Source organism: Glaciecola sp. XM2 (assembly GCF_018595715.1).
GTDB lineage: Bacteria > Pseudomonadota > Gammaproteobacteria > Enterobacterales > Alteromonadaceae > Glaciecola.
Map to the genome: position 1 here is coordinate 158,560 of NZ_JAHEOJ010000026.1, position 22,663 is coordinate 181,222.

The following is a 22,663-nucleotide window of genomic DNA, read 5'->3' on the forward strand; positions in this document are numbered from 1 at the left end:
TTATTAATGCCATTTTTACGTACCTCACGTAGCATGGATGTTCGTTACACTACAACAAATATATCTTGATATCAAGGTACATTGAGAAGTCATAATGTCGAAATTACTTGAAAATGGGCCTGTTGAGGCTGAGAAGCTTCTGATTAACTTAGATAAAATCAGCAGAAAGCTCTCCTCAAATCGCACCAAAGATCTTTTGAAATATGAGTTAAAAAAGTCAAGTTTTGAAATACTCTATGCTTTACTTGTAGAACCAACACATCAACTCAAACCCACGCAATTGATGAAAATTACCGGCATTACCAGCGGCAGCCTCACCACTCGGGTCGATAAGCTTGTAGAAAAAGACTACGTACGCAGAGTCAAAGATAAAAATGATAAACGGGTAAAGAGTATTAAAATTAAAAAGAAAGGGTTGACCCTCATCACCGAGGTTGTCAAAACGCACAATGAGCAAATTGAACAGTTAATTGCGCCTTTAACTGAAGAGGATTGCAAGGGACTTAACGGGCTATTGAATAAGTGGTTAACGGCTAATGCTTAGTGGCTCTGCGCCATAATGACATTGATGAAAGTGTATTCGCATTATGTTGCACAATGGATTGCATGAATCAAACATTTTAGGTTTTATTGAGCCTTAATCTGCAGTGTAGGAGCTACGCTCACGCCTTGCTTGGTGTATCGAATGGTCGTCTTTACCCTTTCATACTATTCGATGGAAATTAACGCTATACTTGTCTCATTGCATATTTACTCACGTCAGTCTTGGAAAACCATTGCGCTCAATCCTCGCTTCAATCATGTCGCTGTTTCTTGCCATTTTCCTTCTACTGTTGGGCAACAGCTTACTGAGCACATTGTTAGCATTGCGCGGCTTAGAGGAAGGGTTTTCAGGTAAGTATTTAGGCTTACTTACCTCTATTTATTTTTTAGGCGCCCTCGTAGCGACCCTCGTAGCCGCTAAAATGATAAAGCGGATTGGGCATATCCGCTGCTTTACCTTTTGTACTGCGCTTTTAGGCGCCTGTGTTTTAGCGTATGTGCTCATTATCGACCCATACGCATGGCTTATCATTCGCTTTCTGACCGGCTTCGCCGTATTTGTTGTCTATACCGTGGTTGAAAGCTGGTTAAACGGACAAACGCAAGAAGCTTATCGCGGGCGCGTATTTTCTGTTTATACTTTAGTCAACTTGATGTCGATTGCGCTATCACAACAACTTTTATTAGTTGACAGCACCAGCGGATCAAGTCTGTTCATTATTGCGAGCTTCTTAATTACCATTGCCGTCATGCCGGTTTCTTGGACACGCCTTCAGCAGCCTCATATTGCTGTTGATATGCCATCTCTAAGTGTGCGTAAAGTATTTGATGCTGCCCCTGTTGCCGTTATTGGGTGTTTAGTATCAGGCTTAATCATGGGCCCTTTTTGGGGTCTAACGCCACTTTTTGCAAATAGTTTGGATTTTACCGAGCAAGAGCTGGCGGCATTTATCTCTTTAAGTATTTTGGGCGGAGCGTGTATTCAATATCCTGTGGGACGCTGGTCAGACAATGCCGACAGACGAAAAATTATCTTGCTTGCACTTTTGATTGGCGCTGTGCTGTCGCTGGCAATGGCTATTTGTGCCATTTATTTTGCTTCTGAACGCTGGCTGATCACGGCCATATCGGCCTTGTTCTGCGGGTTAGTTTTAGCCGTATATCCCATCTCTGTGGTGCACCTGGTTGACCGTATTCATAAAGACCTCCTCGTGGCGGGCTCTAGTTCTCTGCTCATGGTATACGGTTTAGGTTCATTTGTTGGCCCTGCTTTAGCTGGCTTATTTTTAGAATACTTAGGGGTCAGCGCATTGCCGGTTTATTACTTAGTCGTGCTTGTTGTCTTTAGCACGCTGTTAGCCTTGCAGTTGATGCGTTCACGGATTATAGAGCGCCCTGAAGATCACGAAAGCCAATATGTGGCAATGGTACGTACCTCACAAAATGTCTTGGCAATGCACCCTGAGTCAGAAGAGTCACTCGAACCGCCTGAAGAACGCCGCAGCGAACCCGACGATAGAGCGAGCGAGACAAACGCGAGAAAAGCGCTGTAAACCTTGTGTTCAGGCACACCAGTACCGAATGAACATTTACTCTGTGAACCTGTCATTGTTTTAAACTGATATACGAAAATGCGATGTAAGGGTGTGAAAGTATTTGAAAAAGGCTTAAGGATTTAGGGTGTTGCGATTTGGGGTGCAGTAGAATTGGTCGGTGTGAGAGGATTTGAACCTCCGACCCCTGACACCCCATGACAGTGCGCTACCAAGCTGCGCCACACACCGACCGAAGTTGGGCATTATATTGATTCTTTAGCGTATTGCCACTGTTTTATCCACAAAATTCACCTGTGATTGTCGTGGTTGCTTAAAAATTATCAAGAAGATGATATTTAGATTGTGCAATCTATCAAATTAGCGTAAATAGCTTAAAAAATTTGCGAAACTTACCGTGAAACTATCAACCAAACTTAAAACTGGCTCTGGCCACTCACCTTCAGACAGTTTATTTGAATCCATCGCGAACGATTTACTTGTGCGCGGCTTTAGCATTCAGCACAAGGCGCTTGAGTTAGACATTGCTGATATTCTTCATCATCACATTACAAATATGCCTAGCACGAAGTTTTCTGACGCCTCTATCGGCCGCCAGCAAACCAACCAGCTTAATGAAGATGTGCGACGCGACGAAATCGCGTGGATTAATGGCGAGAGCCCTGCTGGTATAAAGTGGTTACAGTGGACGCAAGCGCTGCAAAGCTATCTGAATCGGCGCTTGTTTTTAGGTTTATTTTCATTTGAGAGTCATTTTGCGCACTACGGCAAAGGAAACTTTTATAAACGCCACATCGACGCCTTCAAAGGTGAAGCCAACCGCGTACTATCTCTGGTGTTATATCTCAACCCACAGTGGCAACAAGGCGACGGTGGTGAGCTGGTGATTTATGAAAATAGCGCTGATAAACAGGGTATTCGAGTGAACCCAGAATATGGCACTTTGGCGGTTTTTTTAAGCGAAGAGTTTGAACACGAAGTGCTACCCACACACACCGATCGCTACTCGGTAGCAGGTTGGTTTCGGGTAAATACTAGCACTGGCGAGCGGGCAGACCCGCCTCAATAGGCAGGCCGGTCTGCATCAACTAGCCGTTGTGGGGATCATCTCCACTAATGCGGCTGGCGATTGCGCCGTCTTGATTGCGATATTTAGCATCTTCACGGGCATTGTAAGGTCGCTGAGCTGGGCCGCTGAGCATTTCAAAGCTAATAGCACCAATCTTCATGCCCGGTTTAAGGGCTAAAGGTAGCTTACCTGAGTTAAAGAACTCCAGCACAATCTTTCCCGACCAACCTGGGTCAATGCGATGCGCGGTCACATGCACCATCAAACCTAGGCGCGCTAACGACGAACGGCCATCTAACCAACCAACAATGTTGTTAGGCAGGCTAATTGACTCATGGGTCACCGCAATCGCAAGCTCACCTGGGTGCAGGTAGAAAGACTCATCATCACCTATCGCAATTTCATCGCTCATGACGCGATCTAGTGCTGCTTGCACTTCAGCTTTAGGACCACTTAAGTCAATATAAGGAGCGGCGTGCGCTTGAAATACTCTAAATTTATTGCCTAGACGAACATCTACGGTAACGCCGCTAATTTGCTCTGATACCGGCGCCGGATCAATGGCAATAGCCCCTTCTTCTAGATACTTAATAATATCCGTATCACATAATCGCATGTAGGCGTATTCCTCGTTTACAGCTAATGGTTTGGGTGTTTTTTGCTTGTGTAATATAAAGCTCTGCGCGGATTATGCTCACTCTTTGTGCGCTGCGCAACCGCTAATGACAAGCCTTTAGTATTGATTTTGCGGCAACTTAGGTATTTATCCGCATTTGCACTTAATCTAGGCGCGTCACTTCTATTTTATTGGCAAGCGCTTGTGCCGTCTCAGATACACTTAACTGCGTACTAATTTGCATAGATAGTCGCAAAGCAGCTTGTTTGTATATCTTCGAAATTGCATGCTCGGGTTGTTCATCAATTAACGACTTTCCGCTATCTGCATATTCTCTTATAACAGTATTAAGAGGCACTTCAGCCAACATCGGCAGCGCATATTTTTCGGATAGTCGATGCGCTCCATGACTGGAAAATATTGGTGTTTGATGATGACACTCTGGGCACTCAAAGTAGCTCATATTTTCAACCATACCCAACACGGGCAGCTCGAGCTTGTTGTACATGGCTATGCCTTTTTCAGCATCCGACAGCGCAATATCTTGCGGCGTGGTCACAATCACCGACGCGGTTAGAGGTAATTGCTGCGCCATGGTCAGTTGAATATCGCCTGTGCCCGGCGGCATATCTACAATTAAATAATCGAGCAGCGGCCAGCGGGTTTCTTTTGCTAACTGCGATAGCGCCTTGCTTGCCATGGGTCCGCGCCAAATAGAAGCATGGTCGTTTTTGACCAAGTAGCCAATAGAGTTTGAGGCTAGACCAAGGGCATTGATAGGGAACATGTGTTTGTTATCGGGGCTTTGTGGCGATTCACCCGCCGTGCCAAGCATAAGCGGCACAGACGGGCCATAAATATCAGCATCTAAAATACCCACTCTGGCGCCTTGAGCTTTTAACCCAAGGGCAAGATTGACCGCGGTGGCTGATTTACCGACCCCGCCCTTACCCGATGATATCGCGATGATGTTTTTTACGTTGCTTAAGTGCTCTACTTTGCTGGCGTAGATTGGTACGTTGTGCTCAATAGTAAACTGTAAATCAGCAAACCCAGCTTGCTCTGCCAAATGCGCTTTCAAGTCATCATGAAGCGACGCACAAACAAATGGCAACTTAACCGTGTAATGCGCGTCGTTTAGCAACAGGACAACAATACCCGAAGCGTCTTTTAGCTCAAAAAAGATGGCTACCGCTGCGGCTATATCAGCAAGGCGTTTGTCGTCATTGCTTAGTTTTTTTGAACGAAAGAACATAACACTCCTAAAATAATGCAATTATCGCCTTAAACGACGATTTGCGGGTGCAAAAATAACTGGTTTGGGCTAACATCCTCGCCCAGTTATTTCAATCAATAAACAAAGGTTCCGCTCTACATGTCACAACGTCAGCGCCGTATTTTGGTGACCAGTGCTCTGCCCTACGCCAATGGTTCAATTCACTTAGGCCATTTGCTAGAACATATTCAAACCGACATTTGGGTGCGTTTTCAGCGCCTGCGCGGCAACGTATGCTACAGCGTATGTGCCGACGATGCACACGGTACACCGGTGATGTTAAAGGCTCAAGAGCTAGGCATTACGCCAGAAGAAATGGTCGCAAAAACCCGCGCGGAACACCACCAAGACCTACTCGATTTCTATGTGGAATATAATAACTATTATGTGACGCATTCCCAAGAAAACAAGGAACTTTGTGAACTGATTTACAAACGCCTCGACGAAAAAGGCTACATTTCTAAGCGTGCCATCAATCAGCTGTACGACCCAGAAAAACAAATGTTTTTACCCGACCGCTTTGTAAAAGGCACTTGCCCTAAATGCGGCGCAGAAGATCAAAACGGCGATAGCTGTGACGTTTGTGGTGCCACCTACTCACCTACTGAACTGAAAAACCCGCGTTCAGTAGTATCGGGCGCAGAACCGGTGATGAAAGAATCAGAACATTACTTTTTTGACCTCCCGCAGTTTGAAGGCATGCTCAAAACCTGGATTAACTCAGGCGTAGTACAAAAAGAAATGGCCAATAAGTTCAACGAGTGGTTTGAACAAGGCTTGCAGCAATGGGATATCAGTCGCGATGCGCCTTATTTTGGCTTTGAAATTCCTGGCGCGCCCAACAAGTTTTTTTATGTCTGGGTTGATGCACCGGTTGGCTACATGGCTAGTTTTAAAAACTATTGCGATACCAACGGCATTGACGGCGACTTTTTCTGGAACACCGGTAACGACTCAGAGTTATACCACTTCATTGGTAAAGACATTAGCTACTTCCATTGCTTGTTTTGGCCTGCCATGCTCGAAGGTGCTGGTTTTAGAAAACCAACTGCGGTAAACATACATGGCTTTGTAACGGTTAATGGCGCAAAAATGTCAAAGTCTAGAGGCACGTTCATCAAGGCGCGTACCTATCTTGATCACTTAAATCCAGAGTATTTGCGCTATTACTATGCAAGTAAACTCAACGACAGCGTCGCAGATATTGATTTGAACCTGCCCGACCTTGCCCAAAAAGTAAACGCCGACTTGGTGGGCAAAGTAGTGAATATTGCCTCACGCTGCGCCGGTTTTATTACCAAGAAATTTGACGGTAAGCTATCTGACAACATTGAAAACCCAGAGCTACTCAAGGCCTTTCAAAAAGCCGAAGATGAAATTGCCTATTGTTTTGAAGACCGTCATTACCATAAGGCCATTCGGGAAATTATGGGGCTAGCAGACAGAGCAAACCAATATATTGATGCACAAGCGCCTTGGGTGACCATTAAAGATGCCGACAAACAAGCCTTTACCCACGACGTATGTTCTATGGGCATTCACTTGTTCCGCATCCTGATGATTTACTTAACGCCGGTCCTACCAAAGCTTTCTGAACAGGCCCAGGCCTTCCTCAACGATGACTTTACATGGGCAGGTGCGCAAGATATTAAGCTTGGCCATGAAATTAATAAGTTTAAGGCGATGATATCGCGCGTAGACGTCGAGAAGATTGAAGCGATGGTAGAAGCGAGTAAAGAAAATTTGAAAGAAACACCAAGCAAGGCGCCGCAGGCTCTAGATGCACCACATACTGATAATGCCTCCCCGCTTGCAAGCGACCCCATTAGCGAAACCATTGAGTTCGATGACTTTGCCAAAGTCGATTTACGCGTGGTTAAAATCGTGCATGCAGAGTCGGTGGAAAAGGCTGATAAGCTGCTTCGTTTAGAGCTAGATCTAGGCGGCGAAACCCGACAAGTATTCGCAGGCATCAAATCTGCCTATGACCCAGCCGATTTAATTGGTAAACATACCGTAATGGTGGCTAACCTAGCGCCGCGTAAAATGCGTTTTGGCATGTCAGAAGGCATGGTATTAGCCGCAGGCCCCGGCGGCAGTGATTTATATATTTTAAATCCTGATGATGGCGCAGTACCTGGCATGCGCGTTAAGTAAGCTTAACGCGTCATCTACACCGGCCGGTTGTTTGAGCGCATGCTGATACCGGCCGCACTCGATGCAAATTTGGGATTTAACTTCCACTTAGGTTTAATGGGCGAAAGCGGTATTTCGCGCTTACGTGCCACAATCACGTACATGGATGAAAACCACGGTAAAAATCGCTTGCACCACCCTTGCACACGACTGCCTTGATTCAAGCTTGAACGCATAAACAATGCTGAATATATCACTTGGTCTTGCTGCACTATTTCAAAATCTAACAACTGCAACCAATCTTTGATGCGGGCCGCGGTAAAAAAACGTCCTTTATGTAGCATATTTTTACGATTAATCGGCAGGTACTTGATAATGCCAGCCAAACTCAATGGATTAAAGCCGGCTATGACGACATGACCGTTAGCGGTAATAGCACGGTCAATTTCTCGAATAATTTGGTGAGGGTCTTTGGCAAAATCTAGCTCTGCGGCCAGTAAAAATGCGTCTACACTGTTGTTTTGCAGCGGTAACTCACATGATTTAGCATTCACGCTAGATTGCTCGATGGTGGTTTGCGATAGGTTGAACTGATGCCTTATCGGGCATGCTGTGGTGGTCAATTCAGAGCTCAGATTGCCGAGCTTGACTAAGTAGTATCCAAAAATACGCTCAAGAATAGGCTCAAGGGCTTTTTCAAGCTCCTGCTGCACATTTGTTCCTTGGCTCAACATGGCCCAATGGTCTGGATAATCTGGCCTTTGCGGAATTTTTGCTTCACGCATCCACATCAATTAGGCACCTTTTGTACAACACTTCATCATATATCCTCAACTTAGCTTAACGGGCGCAAAGGTCAACTCTTTTCGCCAAAATGGCGTATAGATTTGATATGACAACATAACCATGAAAAGGTTAACATTGTTGGCGTAATTTATACTCACTTTACACAGAGGCACCATGTTACAGACGCTCAAGGTCACGCCTATCAAGGCATTTACTGATAATTACATCTGGTGTATTCACGATGAACGCAGCGCAGTAGTGGTCGACCCGGGCGATGCAGAGCCGGTACTAGATTTTCTGACACAACATAACCTGCAGTTGGTTGAGGTCTTAATTACCCATCATCATTACGACCACACAGGCGGCATAGCTAAACTCTCAGAAGAGATTAAAAACTTAACGGTGATTGGGCCGCATAATCCTAAGATAAGCGGGCTGACCGAAAAGGTGAAAGAAGGCGATACCGTTACTGTCTTATCAAACCAAGTAAGGTTATCGATATTAGAAACCCCAGGCCATACTCTCGATCATATTGTTTTTTATAATGAGCAATGGTTGTTCTGTGGCGATACTCTATTTTCAGCAGGGTGTGGACGCATGTTTGAAGGCACACCAGAAGTGTTTTTGTCCTCACTAGACAAGCTAGCTAAGCTCCCTGGCGAGTTGAGTGTTTACTGTACCCATGAATACACACTAGCAAACGTGAAGTTCGCTCGGCATTTATTGCCAGAGGATCAAGCCCTCGCTGATTATGAAGATTGGGCAGTCACTCAGCGCGAGCAGAATTTGATTACACTACCGTCGAGTATTGAGCAGCAGCGTAGCATCAATCCATTCTTGCTTTGTCACGACAATACCTTTCAAACAAACATGTCCAATAAATTGCAACAAACGCTGAATAATGCGGTCGATACCTTTGCTGCTATTCGGGCAGCAAAGGACAATTTTTAAATCAGCGGAGGATCGCGTACAATCACGCACGTTTCGCATCAACCACAGTAATTAGGATTTATGAAGTACTTATTATTAGCCTGTAGCCTGCTTGTGTTAAATGGCTGCAAGCTCACTGAGGACGTGCAAGAGCCGTTAACACAAAGCGTCGACCTGACTGCCAAATGTGAGGCAGGTGAGCCACAATCTGATACCCACGATATCCCAGCATGCGACCAAGCACAGGAAGGCGTCGCTCAGCTTATCCATCCGCTGTCAGAGCCTGTTGACGTGCCCTTACCCGAACCCGTTGAGCCGGTTGAAGCAACTTATAGCGACGTATGGCAATATATTGGTAGCAACTTAGAATTTGACATCCCCGTTAACGAGCCAAGATTAGACGCCCAAAAACGCTGGTTTTTGCGCCACCCCGATTATATGCAACGGGTTTCCAATCGCGCTAGGCCCTTTTTATATTTTATTGTTGAACAATTAGAAGCCCAAAATATTCCCCTAGATATTGCCTTATTACCCATCGTTGAAAGTGCCTTTGATCCGCTAGCCTACTCTCACGGCAGAGCCTCTGGCATGTGGCAATTTATTTCATCCACCGGTAAACGCTTCGGCATGAAACAAACATGGTGGTATGACGGACGACGGGATGTGATTGCGTCTACACAAGGGGCAATCGACTACCTTAAGTATTTGCATGAAATGTTTGACGGCAACTGGATGCATGCACTCGCTGCCTATAACAGTGGTGAAGGACGCGTACAGCGAGCCATTCGCAAAAACAAGCGTGCAGGCAAAAGCACCGACTTTTGGTCTTTAGATTTACCGCGCGAAACCCGCGCCTATGTCCCTAAACTATTGGCCTTGGTCGACATCCTACAAAACGCCGAAAAATACAACTTTAATTGGCCGACCATCAATAACGCACCGGTGATTGAGGTCGTTGAGATTGAATCACAACTCGATTTAGCGATGGCCGCAGATATGGCCTCTTTAACCCTCAAAGAACTTAAAGCGCTCAACCCTGGTTTTAATCACTGGGCAACTGATCCAGACGGCCCGCACCAATTGGTCTTACCTATTGATAGAGCAGAGCCTTTTTCGTTAGCCCTTGCCAATACGCCAAAACAAGACCGTATCAATTGGGCGCGGCATAAAGTGCAATCGGGCGACAGCATAGGCGAAATCGCGCAGCAATATCGCACCTCTATTTCAGTGATAAAACGCGTAAACGATATGGACAGCAACACCATATACATTGGCGATTATTTGTTAGTGCCTGTTGCGACCACAGACGCTGAAGCGAGTATGTTAAACCATCCACAAATGGCGCGCACCGTCACAAACGCTGGCCAACAAAAAACCACCCACACGATTGCTAGCGGCGATACGCTTTCAGAAATTGCGCAAATGCACAATGTCAGCGTGCGCGATTTAACTCGTTGGAATAACATTACTAGCAGGACCACGCTGCAAATTGGCGCGCAGCTTGCGATTTATACCGACATGCCAACAGTCACCACCGACAAAACGCGCACCATTACTTATCGAGTAAGAAACGGTGACTCGTTGTCGCGTATTGCGAGCAAATTCAATGTGAGTATTAATGATATTGTGCGCTGGAACACGCTCAACCGTCAGAAGTATTTACAACCTGGTCAGCGCTTACGACTGACCATCGATTTAACCAAGAGTTAGTCCAAAACAGCGGCGCAAAGTGGCCTAAGCTTTGCGCCACGTTGTACCTGACGCACCGTCTTCAAGCAACACACCTAGGGTGTTGAGTTCATCTCGTGCTGCATCAGCCGCCGCCCAATTCTTATCTTGGCGAGCTTGATTACGCTTTACAATCAACGCTTCAACTTGCTCGGCGAAACCGTCATCGGCCTGTGTATTCCCTTGCAAAAATGCCTGTGGGTCGCTTTGCAGTATACCTAGAATACCACCGAGCTTTTTCAATACGCCAGCAAGCTTTTTCGCCTCATCGCTTTGCGCGCTATGCTTGTTCAACTCTTTTGCAACATCAAAGAGCACTGAAAATGCTACGGGCATATTAAAATCGTCATTCATGGCGGTTTCAAAGCGTGCTAAATAACCGCCATGAGCTAAATCTACGTCCATATCCGGCTCAACATCGCGCAGTGCAGTATATAAACGCTCTAAACCGGCACGCGCTTGATTGATGTTATCTTGCGAGTAACTCAGTTGCGAGCGATAGTGCGCCGACATTAAGAAAAAGCGCAGCGTTTGCGGGTCGTGTTTTGCAAGCACGTCGCGCAAGGTGAAGAAGTTACCCAACGACTTTGACATTTTTTCATTATCGACCTGCACCATACCTGTATGCATCCATGTATTTACATAGGGCGTGTCGAACGCGCAGCATGACTGAGCCACTTCGTTTTCGTGATGAGGAAAAATAAGATCAGAACCACCGCCGTGAATATCAAAGTGATCACCCAAATGCTTATGATTCATCGCCGAACATTCGATATGCCAACCAGGACGACCGTCTCCCCAGGGGGATGGCCAGCTTGGCTCACCCGCCTTTGCGGCTTTCCAGAGCACGAAGTCTAGAGGGTCATCTTTATCAGACGTCGTTTGTACGCGAATGCCCGCCTCTAATTGCGATAAATCTTGCTTTGATAGCTTGCCATATTGCTCAAACGCGCTGACGTCAAACAACACGTCCCCGGCATCTGACACATAGGCATATTTCTTTGCCAATAAGCGCTCAATTACGTCGATGATTTCCGGCATATGCTCGGTCACTTTAGGCTCAATATCTGGCGCGAGTAAGCCAAGGGCTGAAAAGTCTTCATGCATCATGGCAATGGTGCGTGTGGTTAAGCTCTCTAGGGTCTCGTTATTTTCTATGGCGCGCTTAATGATTTTATCGTCTACGTCGGTAATGTTTCGCACGTAGTTCACGTCAAAGCCTAAATGGCGCAAGTAACGCACTATGATATCAAAGCTCAAATAAGTACGAGCATGCCCCATATGAGAGAGGTCATATACCGTGATACCGCACACATATAGCCCGATTTTATTAGCGTGTAGAGGAACAAAAGTTTCCTTTTTTCGGGTCAATGTGTTGTATATGCGTAAATCAGTCATACGTAGTGTGCAGTCTCATGGTCATAAAATTGCGGGAATTCTAGCATCTGCAGACGCTTTTAGGCTACCATTGAGCGGTTTTTTAGCAATTCATTTCACAGGACATAGAAGGTAACGAATGACTATGGTTATTTTAGAAACAAATTTTGGCGATATTAAACTTGAACTTCACTCAGAGGCCGCGCCAAAAACCGTCGCCAACTTTATTCAATATGTAGAAGACGGGTTTTACGACAACACAATTTTTCACCGCGTGATCGGCAACTTCATGATCCAAGGTGGCGGCATGGAGCCTGGCATGCAAGAAAAAACGACGCGTGCGCCAATTGAAAATGAAGCCGACAATGGACTGAGCAATAAAGTGGGCGCGGTCGCTATGGCTCGCACCAATGACCCACACTCTGCTACTGCACAATTTTTTATTAACGTAAAAGACAATGATTTCTTAGACTTTAGTGCTGCAAACTCACAAGGCTATGGTTATTGTGTATTTGCAAACGTAGTGGATGGAATGGACGTTGTAGAAAAAATCAAAGGCGTCGCCACTGGGAATTCAGGTTACCATCAAGATGTGCCTGTAGAAGATGTGATCATCACTTCTGCGCGCATTGAAGCATAAGCACACGCTTGTGAAGGCGCGCATAATATGCGCGCCAATACTTACCTATTAAGCACTATTGATGAGCCAAGCTTTCACCTATTTTATATCTGATCTGCACCTAAGCGCGCAGCGTGAGGATATTACAGAGTGTTTTGTTCACTTTATGCAACATGAAGCGCCCCAAGCACAAACGCTGTACATTCTCGGTGACTTGTTTGAAGCATGGATAGGCGACGATGACATCACCCCGTTCAGTAACACAATTGCCGCCACGATCGCAGACGTGTCGAAGAAAATTCCCGTGTACTTTATCCATGGCAATCGAGATTTTGCCATTCGAGAAGGCTTTGCAAAACGCGCTGGCATGACGTTATTGCCCGAACAAGTGGTCATAGACTTGTATGGGCGCAGAACCCTTATAAGTCATGGCGATGAACTTTGCACGCGAGACATTGAATACCAAAAATTTCGTAAAAAAGCACGGGGTTGGTGGTGGCCACGCTTAATGTTAGCCCTGCCACTTTCCATGCGACGCAAGATTGCCGAGCGCGGACGCGTAACCAGTCAGAACAACCAAAAGCAACTTACCGCCGATATTATGGATGTCACGCCATCTGAGGTCGAAAAAGCCATGCGCTCGTTTGATGTCAGCACCTTCATACATGGACATACTCACCGCCCTGATATCCACAACTTTGTGTTAGACGGTAAGCCAAGACAGCGTATCGTTTTGGGTGACTGGTACGATCAAGGGTCAATATTACGCGCTCAGTCTGATACCTTAGCCTTAGAGACTAGGCCCTTTCAATCGCAGTAAACCCTTGCGCTGGCAAGCCTTGGCTATCAATTGGAGGAACTGTTAAGCTTGCAACACAAAATGAAGTTCAAATTTACTGTTTAAAAGACGAACAAAATAGTCAATAATGTTCAGCCAATATTAAGTTAACTCTTTCCTTAATAAACACATTACATCAATCTCGCTGATCTTTTGAAAAGGACGCTCATTTGTTCAACCGAAGCATAAAATACATCATTTTATTAATTCTCAACATCGTCGTTTTAATTTCATTATACCAATCGTCAGACGATGGTGATGCAGGCGTATTCGATACCCAATTTGTTATCAATTTGCTCGAAGAGCGCGACGAGTTGCAAATGTCGGTGATTGATATGGAATTAGCCCTTGAACAAGTTGAAAGCAAAATCACCGAAACCGAAGAGATGTTAAACATCGCTGAGCGCGAAATCTCTGTGCGAGGGAGACAGTTTCAGCGCTGTGAAGCCGCTCGCACGGCCGCCGTGGTGTTAGCAAATGAACAAGCCGTTCAGCTTGACCAGCCCGCTGCCGGCATGCCGGTAAGCAACTGTAATGAATCGACCGCCAAATTGCGCTTTGCCCGCCAAGAGCTCGCCTCAACCAATGCTGAATTGACCGAACTCAAGGCCACCAACCAAGACTTACGACGTGAGATTGATGACGCTAAAGCGCAAGACCAAGAAAGGCTAACGTTAGAACTTGAGGCACTAAAAGCACAAAACGCCCAACTTAAACAAGACATAGAAAATCCGATTTACTTAAAATCAGCCTACTTGTCGGGCCGCAAATGCGAACAACCGCGATTTGAAGAGCTCGTATGCTTAACGGAATTGTTGGTGCGGCCAATGTTCAGTAAGGCGCCAACCTCTGAGGTTGTTGTCACAGTGTATGATCTAAACGAGCGCGTGGTAGCGCAAGCCACCTTTGCGTCAAAACGAGCGCAGCTCTTTAGAATGCCGCTAGGAAGAGGAAAAGAAGTGTTCGCAGGTGAATTTAGCGCTACCTTTGAGGTTGAAGGTGAATTACTAGCGAGCACCGGTCATAGTATTACGCGATAATGATGGGCGACCAAAAGCATCATACTCAAGTGCTAACTATACCCTTGTAATGTGCGTTAGGCATGATACAAAGTCCACAAGCCTATTGAGATAAACCCTATGCCAGCAGCATAATGCAAATACTTTTCGTTTATATAATCAGAAATAAATGAGCCTGCTAGCACGCCAAGAGCGGATGCCAAAATAAGTGCTGCGCTTGCTGCTAAAAACACCGTTACTTTGCCTACATCTTTGTCTGCTGCAAATAACATGGTCGCTAATTGCGTTTTATCACCGAGCTCAGCAAGAAACACGGTGGCAAATACAGTGATAAAGATTTTCCAATCCATTTAATTGCCCCTACTTAACGACTTCTAATATTGTGTTATCGATTGACCTTAGACGGCTATATTCTTAGATGTGTATGCACAACTGCTAGCATAAACGCCGCTATGAAATTTAAAATCATCGTCTTTAGACGTGATTAAATCTGCTTCAACCTTACCGAAGTAAGCAACTCTTGGTGATATATCAACATCACTGATGGATTGAGCGAGCTTTAAATAATCTTGATAATGTCGAGCTTCAGAACGCAGCAAGGAAATATAAAACTCCCCTAGTTTGTTATCTAAATGCGGGGCAATTTTTGCGAATCTCTCACATGATCTTGCTTCGATATATGCGCCACAAATTAACTTGTCGACGAGGGCATCGGGTTCGTGCGTCTTAACATGTCTTAGCATGCCCTTAGCATATCGTGATGGGGTTATACTTTTGTACTCGATGCTGTAGTGCTCCATCATTTCTAAAACTTGGTAAAAATGGTGAAGCTCTTCTTTAATCAGCAGCACCATTTTATCAATCAAATCTTGTCCATATTGAGAGTCAGAACGAGGGATAACTGAGCGGGTCAGTTTGTTTTTTGAGGGCAAGTCTCGCCAATCACCCTCTCTTTTATATACATATTGCTCAAATGGCTTTAGCCACTCAAGCAGAGAATCGCCACCGACTTTATCTAATGAATATTTTCTGATTAAAAACATGGCAGATTGCGCGGCTTTTAATTCGCATATCAAATGGTCAGTCAACAGCACGGGTAAATGCTCAGGCTTTTTAGCCTCTTCAACCCAACCTTGTGGGGTTTCACAATGCAAAAATGCCTTAATAGGCTCTAGAAGTAGGTCTGTATTCACATTAATACTCGGCGTTAATACTGTTAGGTGTGGTCATTCTTCAATATCCGTTGTGCCATTAATTCGAGCAAGGCGTGCCTGCTCTTCAGCAAAAGCAGCTTTGATCTCTTCTAACACGGTATCGACATCTGCTTCGTGCAGATCTTGTTGAAAAAACCCACTCAGTTCGGTCTCTGGGGTAAGGTTACCATCTTCGTAAAGCGCCCACATCTCTTCAGCGTAAAGTGTATTGCTTAACTCAGGTGCAAACTGACTGTAGTACTGAGTGATATTGCGTACATCGCGCACAAGCATGCTAAAGGCATTATTATTTGCCGCCGCATTGACCGCTTGTGGCAGGTCGATGATCACAGGGCCGTAGTCGTCTACCAACACGTTAAATTCCGACAAATCACCATGAACTAAGCCACAGCAGAGCATCAACTTGGTGTAGTGCATCATCTCAGCATGATCTTCAAGCGCTTGTTCACTCGACATGCTTACGTCATTTAAGCGTGGGGCTACATTACCCTCGTCATCGGTCACTAGCTCCATGAGCAAAACGCCATCGTAGCAACCATATGGCTGCGGCACCCGCACACCGGCTTTAGACAGAGTAAACAAAGCATCCACCTCAGCATTTTGCCAAGCATCTTCTAATTGTTTACGACCAAAGCTCGAGCCTTTTTCCATGGCTCTAGCACGACGAGAATTTTTTACCTTCCGGCCTTCTTGGTACTGAGCAGCCTTTTTAAAGCTTCGCTTCATCGCCTCTTTGTATACCTTGGCACAACAAATATTGCCTTGGCTTTTTACCACGTACACTGTGGCCTCTTTACCGCTCATCAGTTGGTAAAGTACTTCGTCTATCAGGCCGTCTTCAACAAGAGGCTGTAATCGCGCGGGTATTTTCATGGTGGCGTTTATACAGCAATTTGCGTGAATTTAAAACGGTTTAACCGTAAGTTGTCGTTTCCCACATCGTATATTTTCATGCTTAAGTTGCTCGTATATGTGCGCGGCGCCAAAGCATATAAATCGCTGGCAATACTAGCAGCGCGAGCACCAATACACTTAACATCCCACCTACCATGGGAGCGGCTATTCTACTCATCACCTCAGAGCCTGTGCCTGTGCCTAATAACACCGGTAACAAACCAATAATGATGGTCGCTGCGGTCATCATAATCGGCCTTACCCGCTGACCAGCGCCCCGCATCACTGCTTGGCGCAAGTCGCTATACGTAGGTACAAGATTTTGTTGCTTACATTCGTCCATCATGGCCGCATACGCTTGATTGAGGTATACCAGCATGATCACGCCAATTTCTACCGCAACACCGGCAAGGGCAATAAAACCTACGCCTACCGCCACTGAAAAATTAAAGCCTTGCAAATAAATAAGCCATAAACTGCCCACTAATGCCAACGGCAACGTGCCCATGATCATGGCAACCTGTGCGGCGCTTTTAAAATTCAAATACAGCAAAATAATAATGATGGCAAGTGTCACAGGCACCACAAATTTAAGTTGCTGCTCTGCCCTTAGCATATATTCATATTGTCCCGACCAATTAATTGAATAGGCGTTGGGTAATACTAACGCGGCATCTACCGCTGCTTGGGCGTTTTTCACATACGTGCCTACGTCCACACCTTCAATGTCGATATAGACCCAACCATTAGGACGGGCATTTTCGCTTTTTATTCCAGGCGGGCCGTCGGTAATCTGTATGCTCGCCACATCGGCTAAAGTAATGAACTGACCTTGGGGCGTGACAATAGGCAACGCTGCTAATGCCTCTGGTGAGTCTCGATAGGCTTGCGGATAGCGCATATTCACCGGATACCTTTCTAAGCCCTCAACAGATTGCGTGACATTCATACCGCCCACAGCACTGGATATAATTTGCTGAACGTCGGCCACCGTCATTCCATATCGGGCAGCGTTCGTGCGGTTGATATCAATGTTAATGTAGCGTCCACCTGCAACACGCTCAGCATAAACAGAGGCGGTGCCTGGCACATCGCGCAAGATGTCTTCGAGTTGACGGCCAATTTGTTCAATCTCAGCAAAGTCCTGCCCCGCGATTTTAATGCCTACAGGGGTTTTTATACCCGTTGCGAGCATATCAATGCGGGTTTTAATGGGCATCACCCATGCGTTAGTGAGCCCAGGGAAATTCACCAATGCATCGAGCTCTTTGATGATACTGTCGCTAGTCACTCCCTCTCGCCACTCGTCTTGAGGTTTGAGCTGAATAAAGCTTTCTATCATAGTTAGCGGCGCAGGGTCAGTCGCGGTTTCTGCGCGGCCCATTTTGCCGAATACGCTTTCTACCTCTGGTACGGTGTAAATCAGCTTGTTGGTTTGCTGTAAAATTTCGCGCGCCTTGCCTACCGATACCCCTGCATAGGTGGTGGGCATATACATTAAATCTCCCTCATCGAGCTCAGGCATAAATTCGTTGCCGATTTGTCGCATTGGCCAAAGGCTGAGCAGCAAAACGCCCAGTGCCGCCAATAGGGTAACTTTTGGAAAGCGCAATACGCCACTAAGCAAAGGCAAATACACAAAAGCTAAGCCTCGATTTAGCGGGTTTTTATGCTCAGCGGTCACTTTGCCGCGAATAAAGTACCCCATTAAAACAGGCACAAGTGTAACAGCAAGGATGGCCGCTGCAGCCATCGCATAAGTCTTTGTATAAGCAAGTGGCGCAAATAGCCGCCCTTCTTGAGCTTGCAGGGTAAATACCGGCAAAAAGCTCACGGTGATAATTAGCAGGCTTGAGAACAGGGCTGGTCCAACTTCACTGGCCGATTTCACCACAAGCTGCCAACGGTTTTCGTCGGTAAGCTTAGTGCGCTCCATATGCTTGTGCATGTTTTCAATCATCACGATTGCGCCGTCGACCATCGCGCCTATTGCGATTGCGATCCCCCCTAGCGACATAATGTTAGCGTTAATGCCCTGTAGCTTCATCACAATAAAGGCCATAAGAATGCCTACCGGTAGGGTAACAATGGCAACCAGTGAAGAGCGCACATGAAACAAAAAAGCAACGCATACCAACGCCACGACTATCAGCTCTTGTATCAATTTGGTGCTTAGATTATCTACCGCTCGCTCAATCAGCGCGGAGCGGTCATATACCGGAATTACCTCAACGCCATCCGGTAGCCCTTTTTTAAGCGCCTCTAACTTGGCTTTAATGCCGTTGATGGTTTGCTGAGCATTCTCGCCTGCTCGCATTACCACTATGCCGCCAACGGTCTCGCCTTCGCCATTAAGCTCGGCAATGCCCCTGCGCATTTGTGGTCCAAGTGTGACGTAGCCTACGTCCTTAATAGTCAAGGCTACGCCCTGCTTGCTAATGCCTAAGGGGATATCTTCGATGTCTTGTTTGCTTTGGATGTAACCGGTGGCGCGCACCATATATTCAGCTTCAGCCATTTCAATCACTGAGGCGCCCACTTCTTGATTGCTACGCGAAATAGCGGTATGCACATGGGCAAGCGGAATGGCGTGCGCTTTGAGCTTCACTGGATCTAATACAATTTGATATTGCTTGACCATTCCGCCCACTGCGGCGACCTCAGAGACGCCTGCCACGGTTTGCAATTCAAATCTCAAAAACCAGTCTTGTATGGCCCTAAGCTCGCTTAAATCGTGCTGCCCGGTGCGGTCGACCAAGGCATAAATATACACCCAGCCCACACCGCTGGCATCTGGACCTAACTGCGGTGTTGCGCTATCGGGTAAACTTGGCGCGACTTGCGATAAATATTCAAGCACCCGGCTTCTTGCCCAGTACATATCGGTATCATCGTCAAAAATGACATAAACATAGGAGTCACCAAAAAATGAAAAGCCTCTTACCGTCTTTGCTCCGGGTACTGATAGCATCGCGGTGGTAAGCGGATAGGTCACTTGGTCTTCAACCACTTGTGGCGCTTGGCCTGGGTATGAGGTTTTGATGATCACCTGCACATCTGACAGGTCGGGAATAGCGTCCACTGCGGTATTTTGCAAACTCACAATGCCCGCGCCTACCAAAATGAGCGCACTGAGCAACACAAACACGCGGTTGGTGACAGACCATTGAATAATCCAGTTAATCATGGCTAATGGTCTCCATGCATATCATGAGCATCTGACCCCATAATATGCACTCCGATAATTTGATAGGGGCCTGAGGGCGTTTTAACAATTTGTGCGTGTAGCTCAGTGCCCGCTTGTAGTTGCTCGATATCAATATCATCTGCCACAGAGAAATTCATGGTCATTGCCATCATCTCCCATTCAGCGATGGCTTCGTGCTGCATCCTGACCATGCGCTCTTGCGCCATCAGCTCGACAATTTCTGCGGCCACCCAAACTGGCTCGTTGTCTTGCTCATCATCTGCATCCGCTCCTGCTTCTGCCACTTCCATGCGCTTAAAGTCAGAGCTAATACTGCTCTCAGAATCGAGTAGAAACTGCGCAGAGGTCACCACGCTATCGCCTTGTTCTAAACCCGAGAGAATTTCGATGCCCTGAGGCGTAATTAAGCCAAGCTCAACTTCGATGGACTTAAATTTACCTTCACCTTTGTCTAATACCACACGATTTTGTCTGCCTGTACGTATTACCGCCTCATTAGGCACCACCAGGCGCGAGGTATCGTCTTCGCTGTAAATAGTCAGGTTCGCAAACATATTAGGCTTAAGAAGATAATCAGGATTATCAAAGCGAGCGCGCACGCTCACAGTGCGATTGTCTTCATTCACACTCGGGTAGACGTACTCAACCTCACCTTGCCAGCTTTGCCCCGGCAAGTAATCAAGCTGCAAACGCACAGGTAATCCGCTCTTAACCAATGGTGCCTGACGCTCAAACACTTGCGCCTCTACCCATACCTCATCTAAAGCACCTATGGACATCATAGTGGTGCCGGGTTTTACAAAAAAACCTTCGCGGATATTCAAATTTTCAACAAAGCCAGTTTGCGGTGCATTAAATTGAATGGTTTGCTGTACTTGCTTGGTTTTATCGAGGGCATCAATGGCAGACTGCGGCATCTGCAAGGCTTTAAGGCGCGAGGTAGATGCTGAAATAAGGTTGCGATTACCTCGCCCAATCGCGAGCAAGTACTCTTCTTGTGCATTCACCAACTCTGGTGAGTACAAAGAATACAAAGGCTCGCCCTGTTTAACATAGTCGCCGCTAGCTTTGACATAAAGCGTATCTACCCAGCCTTCTACTCGAGGGTGAATATGAACTAAAGTATCTTCACTGTATTGCACGTAGGCCACGGTATTAATGGGTACTTGTAAACTCATGGTTTGCGCGGGCGCAGTTTTTACGCCTAGGTTGTTAATCACGTTAGGGTCGATATAAATGGTGCCTGGGCTATCGCTGTCATTATCACTTGCATAAACGGGCACTAAATCCATGCCCATAGGAGATAAACCCGGGCCATCGCGCCTGAAATTAGGATCCATAGGGGCAACCCAATACAACGGTTCATCAGCACCTCCTTGGTCGTGAGAATGCTCCCCTCCCATTTGCGGGCGTACAAACAAAAAATAGATAATTAAGGTGCAAAGCGCACCAAAGCCGAGGCCAACAACAAACGAATGTGAGGTTTTCATGAATCGGCTCCTACTGCCACACTATGAGAAAAGTAATACTGCATTTGTACCTGCGTTTTTAATAAATTGGTTTCAATGGCGAGCATATCAATTCGCGCGTTTAAATCGTCAATGCGGGCGCGCATTACCTCAGCAAAATCGCCATCGTCGTTTTCATACGCATTAAGGGCCGCTTCGGCTTGCTCTCGCATTTGCACTAATATGCTGTCGTTAAATAACGCCTTGCGACGTTGCAAGCCTTGATATTGAGCGAATACAGTCTTTAGCTCTGACAACATGTTTCGAACGGCAAGGTGCTTTTCGGTTTTTAGTCCTTCTGACTCACTTATGGCCGCGGCGACGACTTGATCTTGAGCACCTTGTGTAAAAAGCGGTAGCTCAAACGACAACCCAACTGAAAAAAAGTCTGCTCGGCTGCGACCAGAGGGCTCATCTGCTCGGTATGCATAGCTCGCATTTACGCCAAACTGCGGTTTATAGTTTTGCTGCGCTAGCTCAACGGCGCTTTTACTGGCTAAAACTGCTTGCTCCAACGCAAGAATTTGCGGGTGCTGCATAAGCGCGGTAGCAAGATGGCTATTCTCTGAGGCCGCAATCATATCTAGCCATTGTTCCGATATAGGTGGCAACACCGGTAATTCGCTGCTTACACGCCAATCACCCAAGTTAGTTACCACCGCATGAGGCCTTTCACTATCGCCTATTAACCAACGGCTTAATTGTGCTTTGGCGCTGTCATGCTGGATCTGCAGCTGGGTTAACCGGTCTTCGAGCCGCGTTAGCTCTAATTGCGCCCGGACAATATCATGTTGACGCACAGAGCCTAAAGCCGATGCATAGCTGGCTTGCACCAGATCGCTTAACTGTTCAAACAGCGCGCGATCGTTTTCTATCAATTGAATACTTTCCTGAAGCTGAAAAATGCTTAACCACAAAACCGCCACCTGCACTTTTGTACCCGCCATTCGATTCTCTCGCAAATACGGCTGCTGCATTGCCAGTTGCTCTAGCTGCTTTTGACGTATACTGAGACTATCGCCGCGAGCGAAGCGTTGCGAGATATCGGCGCGTAGTTGCGTCATTGGCTCTTGGTCAAATGCAAAGCCGTCTGTGGGTAAATTGGCAATACTGACACTAACAACAGGATCGGGTAACGCGAGTGCAGCGTTACTGCTAGCCAAACCTGCATCTTGCTTTTGCTGACTTGCGATTAACCACAAGTCTTTCTCAAGTGCTGTATCCACAGCTTTTTGCAGACTCAGCACTTGGGCTTGCTGGGCAAGCGCACTGAAAGAAAACACGCTGAAAAACGCGATAACCGAAACAATAAAAGAGCGATTCATATTTTTATTCTCAAAATAACGATG

At 46.3% G+C, this 22,663-nt stretch carries 19 protein-coding genes and 1 tRNA gene; 9 read left to right on the forward strand and 11 right to left on the reverse strand.

Translation table 11 applies throughout. The annotated features are described in order from the left end of the window. Nucleotides 1-94 precede the first annotated feature (94 nt). Nucleotides 95-544 (forward strand): MarR family winged helix-turn-helix transcriptional regulator, encoded by a 450-nt coding sequence (locus KJ365_RS14295; protein WP_214452358.1) that lies wholly within the window; start codon nt 95-97, stop codon nt 542-544. A 232-nt stretch (nt 545-776) separates the two neighbouring features. Beyond that, nucleotides 777-2,096, forward strand: coding sequence for an MFS transporter (locus KJ365_RS14300; protein ID WP_214452359.1), 1,320 nt, complete (start codon nt 777-779; stop codon nt 2,094-2,096). A gap of 154 nt (nt 2,097-2,250) precedes the next feature. On the opposite strand, the gene KJ365_RS14305 is transcribed toward KJ365_RS14300, so the two are convergent. Continuing rightward, nucleotides 2,251-2,327 (reverse strand) — tRNA-Pro (locus KJ365_RS14305). A gap of 166 nt (nt 2,328-2,493) precedes the next feature. Between KJ365_RS14305 and KJ365_RS14310 the strand changes: the two genes are divergently transcribed. Beyond that, entirely contained in the window at nt 2,494-3,165 is a 672-nt protein-coding gene (locus KJ365_RS14310) for a 2OG-Fe(II) oxygenase (RefSeq protein ID WP_214452360.1), read from the forward strand. A gap of 19 nt (nt 3,166-3,184) precedes the next feature. On the opposite strand, the gene dcd is transcribed toward KJ365_RS14310, so the two are convergent. Together dcd and apbC are read right to left on the reverse strand one after the other, a co-directional pair. Next, nucleotides 3,185-3,781 carry a dCTP deaminase gene (gene dcd / locus KJ365_RS14315; protein WP_214452361.1) on the reverse strand — a complete coding sequence of 199 codons (597 nt, stop codon included), beginning with the start codon at nt 3,779-3,781 and terminating at the stop codon, nt 3,185-3,187. A gap of 163 nt (nt 3,782-3,944) precedes the next feature. Then, complete coding sequence (gene apbC / locus KJ365_RS14320) at nt 3,945-5,036, reverse strand: iron-sulfur cluster carrier protein ApbC (protein WP_214452362.1); 1,092 nt, start codon at nt 5,034-5,036, stop codon at nt 3,945-3,947. A gap of 120 nt (nt 5,037-5,156) precedes the next feature. Between apbC and metG the strand changes: the two genes are divergently transcribed. After that, complete coding sequence (gene metG, locus KJ365_RS14325; RefSeq protein ID WP_214452363.1) at nt 5,157-7,214, forward strand: methionine--tRNA ligase; 2,058 nt, start codon at nt 5,157-5,159, stop codon at nt 7,212-7,214. Between the two features lie 14 nt (nt 7,215-7,228). Here metG and KJ365_RS14330 read toward each other — a convergent pair whose 3' ends face one another. Continuing rightward, nucleotides 7,229-7,984 (reverse strand): methyltransferase domain-containing protein, encoded by a 756-nt coding sequence (locus KJ365_RS14330; RefSeq protein ID WP_214452447.1) that lies wholly within the window; start codon nt 7,982-7,984, stop codon nt 7,229-7,231. Between the two features lie 169 nt (nt 7,985-8,153). On the opposite strand from KJ365_RS14330, the gene gloB reads away from it, so the two are divergent. Together gloB and KJ365_RS14340 are read left to right on the forward strand one after the other, a co-directional pair. Continuing rightward, the gene (gene gloB, locus KJ365_RS14335) at nt 8,154-8,930 is read left to right on the forward strand and encodes a hydroxyacylglutathione hydrolase (protein ID WP_214452364.1); all 777 of its coding nucleotides are present in this window, start codon (nt 8,154-8,156) and stop codon (nt 8,928-8,930) included. Between the two features lie 60 nt (nt 8,931-8,990). Beyond that, nucleotides 8,991-10,619: a lytic transglycosylase gene (locus tag KJ365_RS14340; RefSeq protein ID WP_214452365.1), complete on the forward strand. Its 1,629-nt coding sequence runs from the start codon at nt 8,991-8,993 to the stop codon at nt 10,617-10,619. A 24-nt stretch (nt 10,620-10,643) separates the two neighbouring features. Here the strand turns inward: KJ365_RS14340 and cysS are convergent, their stop codons facing one another. Then, entirely contained in the window at nt 10,644-12,035 is a 1,392-nt protein-coding gene (gene cysS / locus KJ365_RS14345) for a cysteine--tRNA ligase (protein ID WP_214452366.1), read from the reverse strand. A gap of 124 nt (nt 12,036-12,159) precedes the next feature. On the opposite strand from cysS, the gene KJ365_RS14350 reads away from it, so the two are divergent. The 3 genes from KJ365_RS14350 to KJ365_RS14360 all read left to right on the forward strand — a co-directional run bounded on the left by KJ365_RS14350 (nt 12,160) and on the right by KJ365_RS14360 (nt 14,511). Then, complete coding sequence (locus KJ365_RS14350; RefSeq protein ID WP_214452448.1) at nt 12,160-12,654, forward strand: peptidylprolyl isomerase; 495 nt, start codon at nt 12,160-12,162, stop codon at nt 12,652-12,654. 61 nt (nt 12,655-12,715) lie between these two features. Continuing rightward, on the forward strand, nt 12,716-13,453 hold the full coding sequence (gene lpxH, locus KJ365_RS14355) for a UDP-2,3-diacylglucosamine diphosphatase (RefSeq protein ID WP_214452367.1): 738 nt from the start codon (nt 12,716-12,718) through the stop codon (nt 13,451-13,453). Nucleotides 13,454-13,641: 188 nt separating this feature from the next. Further along, nucleotides 13,642-14,511 (forward strand): hypothetical protein, encoded by an 870-nt coding sequence (locus KJ365_RS14360; protein WP_214452368.1) that lies wholly within the window; start codon nt 13,642-13,644, stop codon nt 14,509-14,511. Nucleotides 14,512-14,567: 56 nt separating this feature from the next. Here KJ365_RS14360 and KJ365_RS14365 read toward each other — a convergent pair whose 3' ends face one another. The 6 genes from KJ365_RS14365 to KJ365_RS14390 form a co-directional block, all read right to left on the reverse strand. After that, nucleotides 14,568-14,840, reverse strand: coding sequence for a TMEM165/GDT1 family protein (locus tag KJ365_RS14365; protein WP_214452369.1), 273 nt, complete (start codon nt 14,838-14,840; stop codon nt 14,568-14,570). A gap of 48 nt (nt 14,841-14,888) precedes the next feature. Continuing rightward, on the reverse strand, nt 14,889-15,683 hold the full coding sequence (gene miaE / locus KJ365_RS14370) for a tRNA isopentenyl-2-thiomethyl-A-37 hydroxylase MiaE (RefSeq protein ID WP_214452370.1): 795 nt from the start codon (nt 15,681-15,683) through the stop codon (nt 14,889-14,891). A 33-nt stretch (nt 15,684-15,716) separates the two neighbouring features. Next, nucleotides 15,717-16,577, reverse strand: coding sequence for a PA4780 family RIO1-like protein kinase (locus KJ365_RS14375; protein ID WP_214452371.1), 861 nt, complete (start codon nt 16,575-16,577; stop codon nt 15,717-15,719). 82 nt (nt 16,578-16,659) lie between these two features. Then, nucleotides 16,660-19,785, reverse strand: a complete 3,126-nt coding sequence (locus KJ365_RS14380; protein WP_214452372.1) for an efflux RND transporter permease subunit — start codon at nt 19,783-19,785, stop codon at nt 16,660-16,662. A gap of 2 nt (nt 19,786-19,787) precedes the next feature. Then, nucleotides 19,788-21,296, reverse strand: a complete 1,509-nt coding sequence (locus tag KJ365_RS14385; protein ID WP_214452373.1) for an efflux RND transporter periplasmic adaptor subunit — start codon at nt 21,294-21,296, stop codon at nt 19,788-19,790. Next, nucleotides 21,293-22,639: a TolC family protein gene (locus KJ365_RS14390; protein WP_214452374.1), complete on the reverse strand. Its 1,347-nt coding sequence runs from the start codon at nt 22,637-22,639 to the stop codon at nt 21,293-21,295. The genes KJ365_RS14385 and KJ365_RS14390 overlap by 4 nt, the downstream gene beginning before the upstream one ends. Nucleotides 22,640-22,663: the final 24 nt, after the last annotated feature.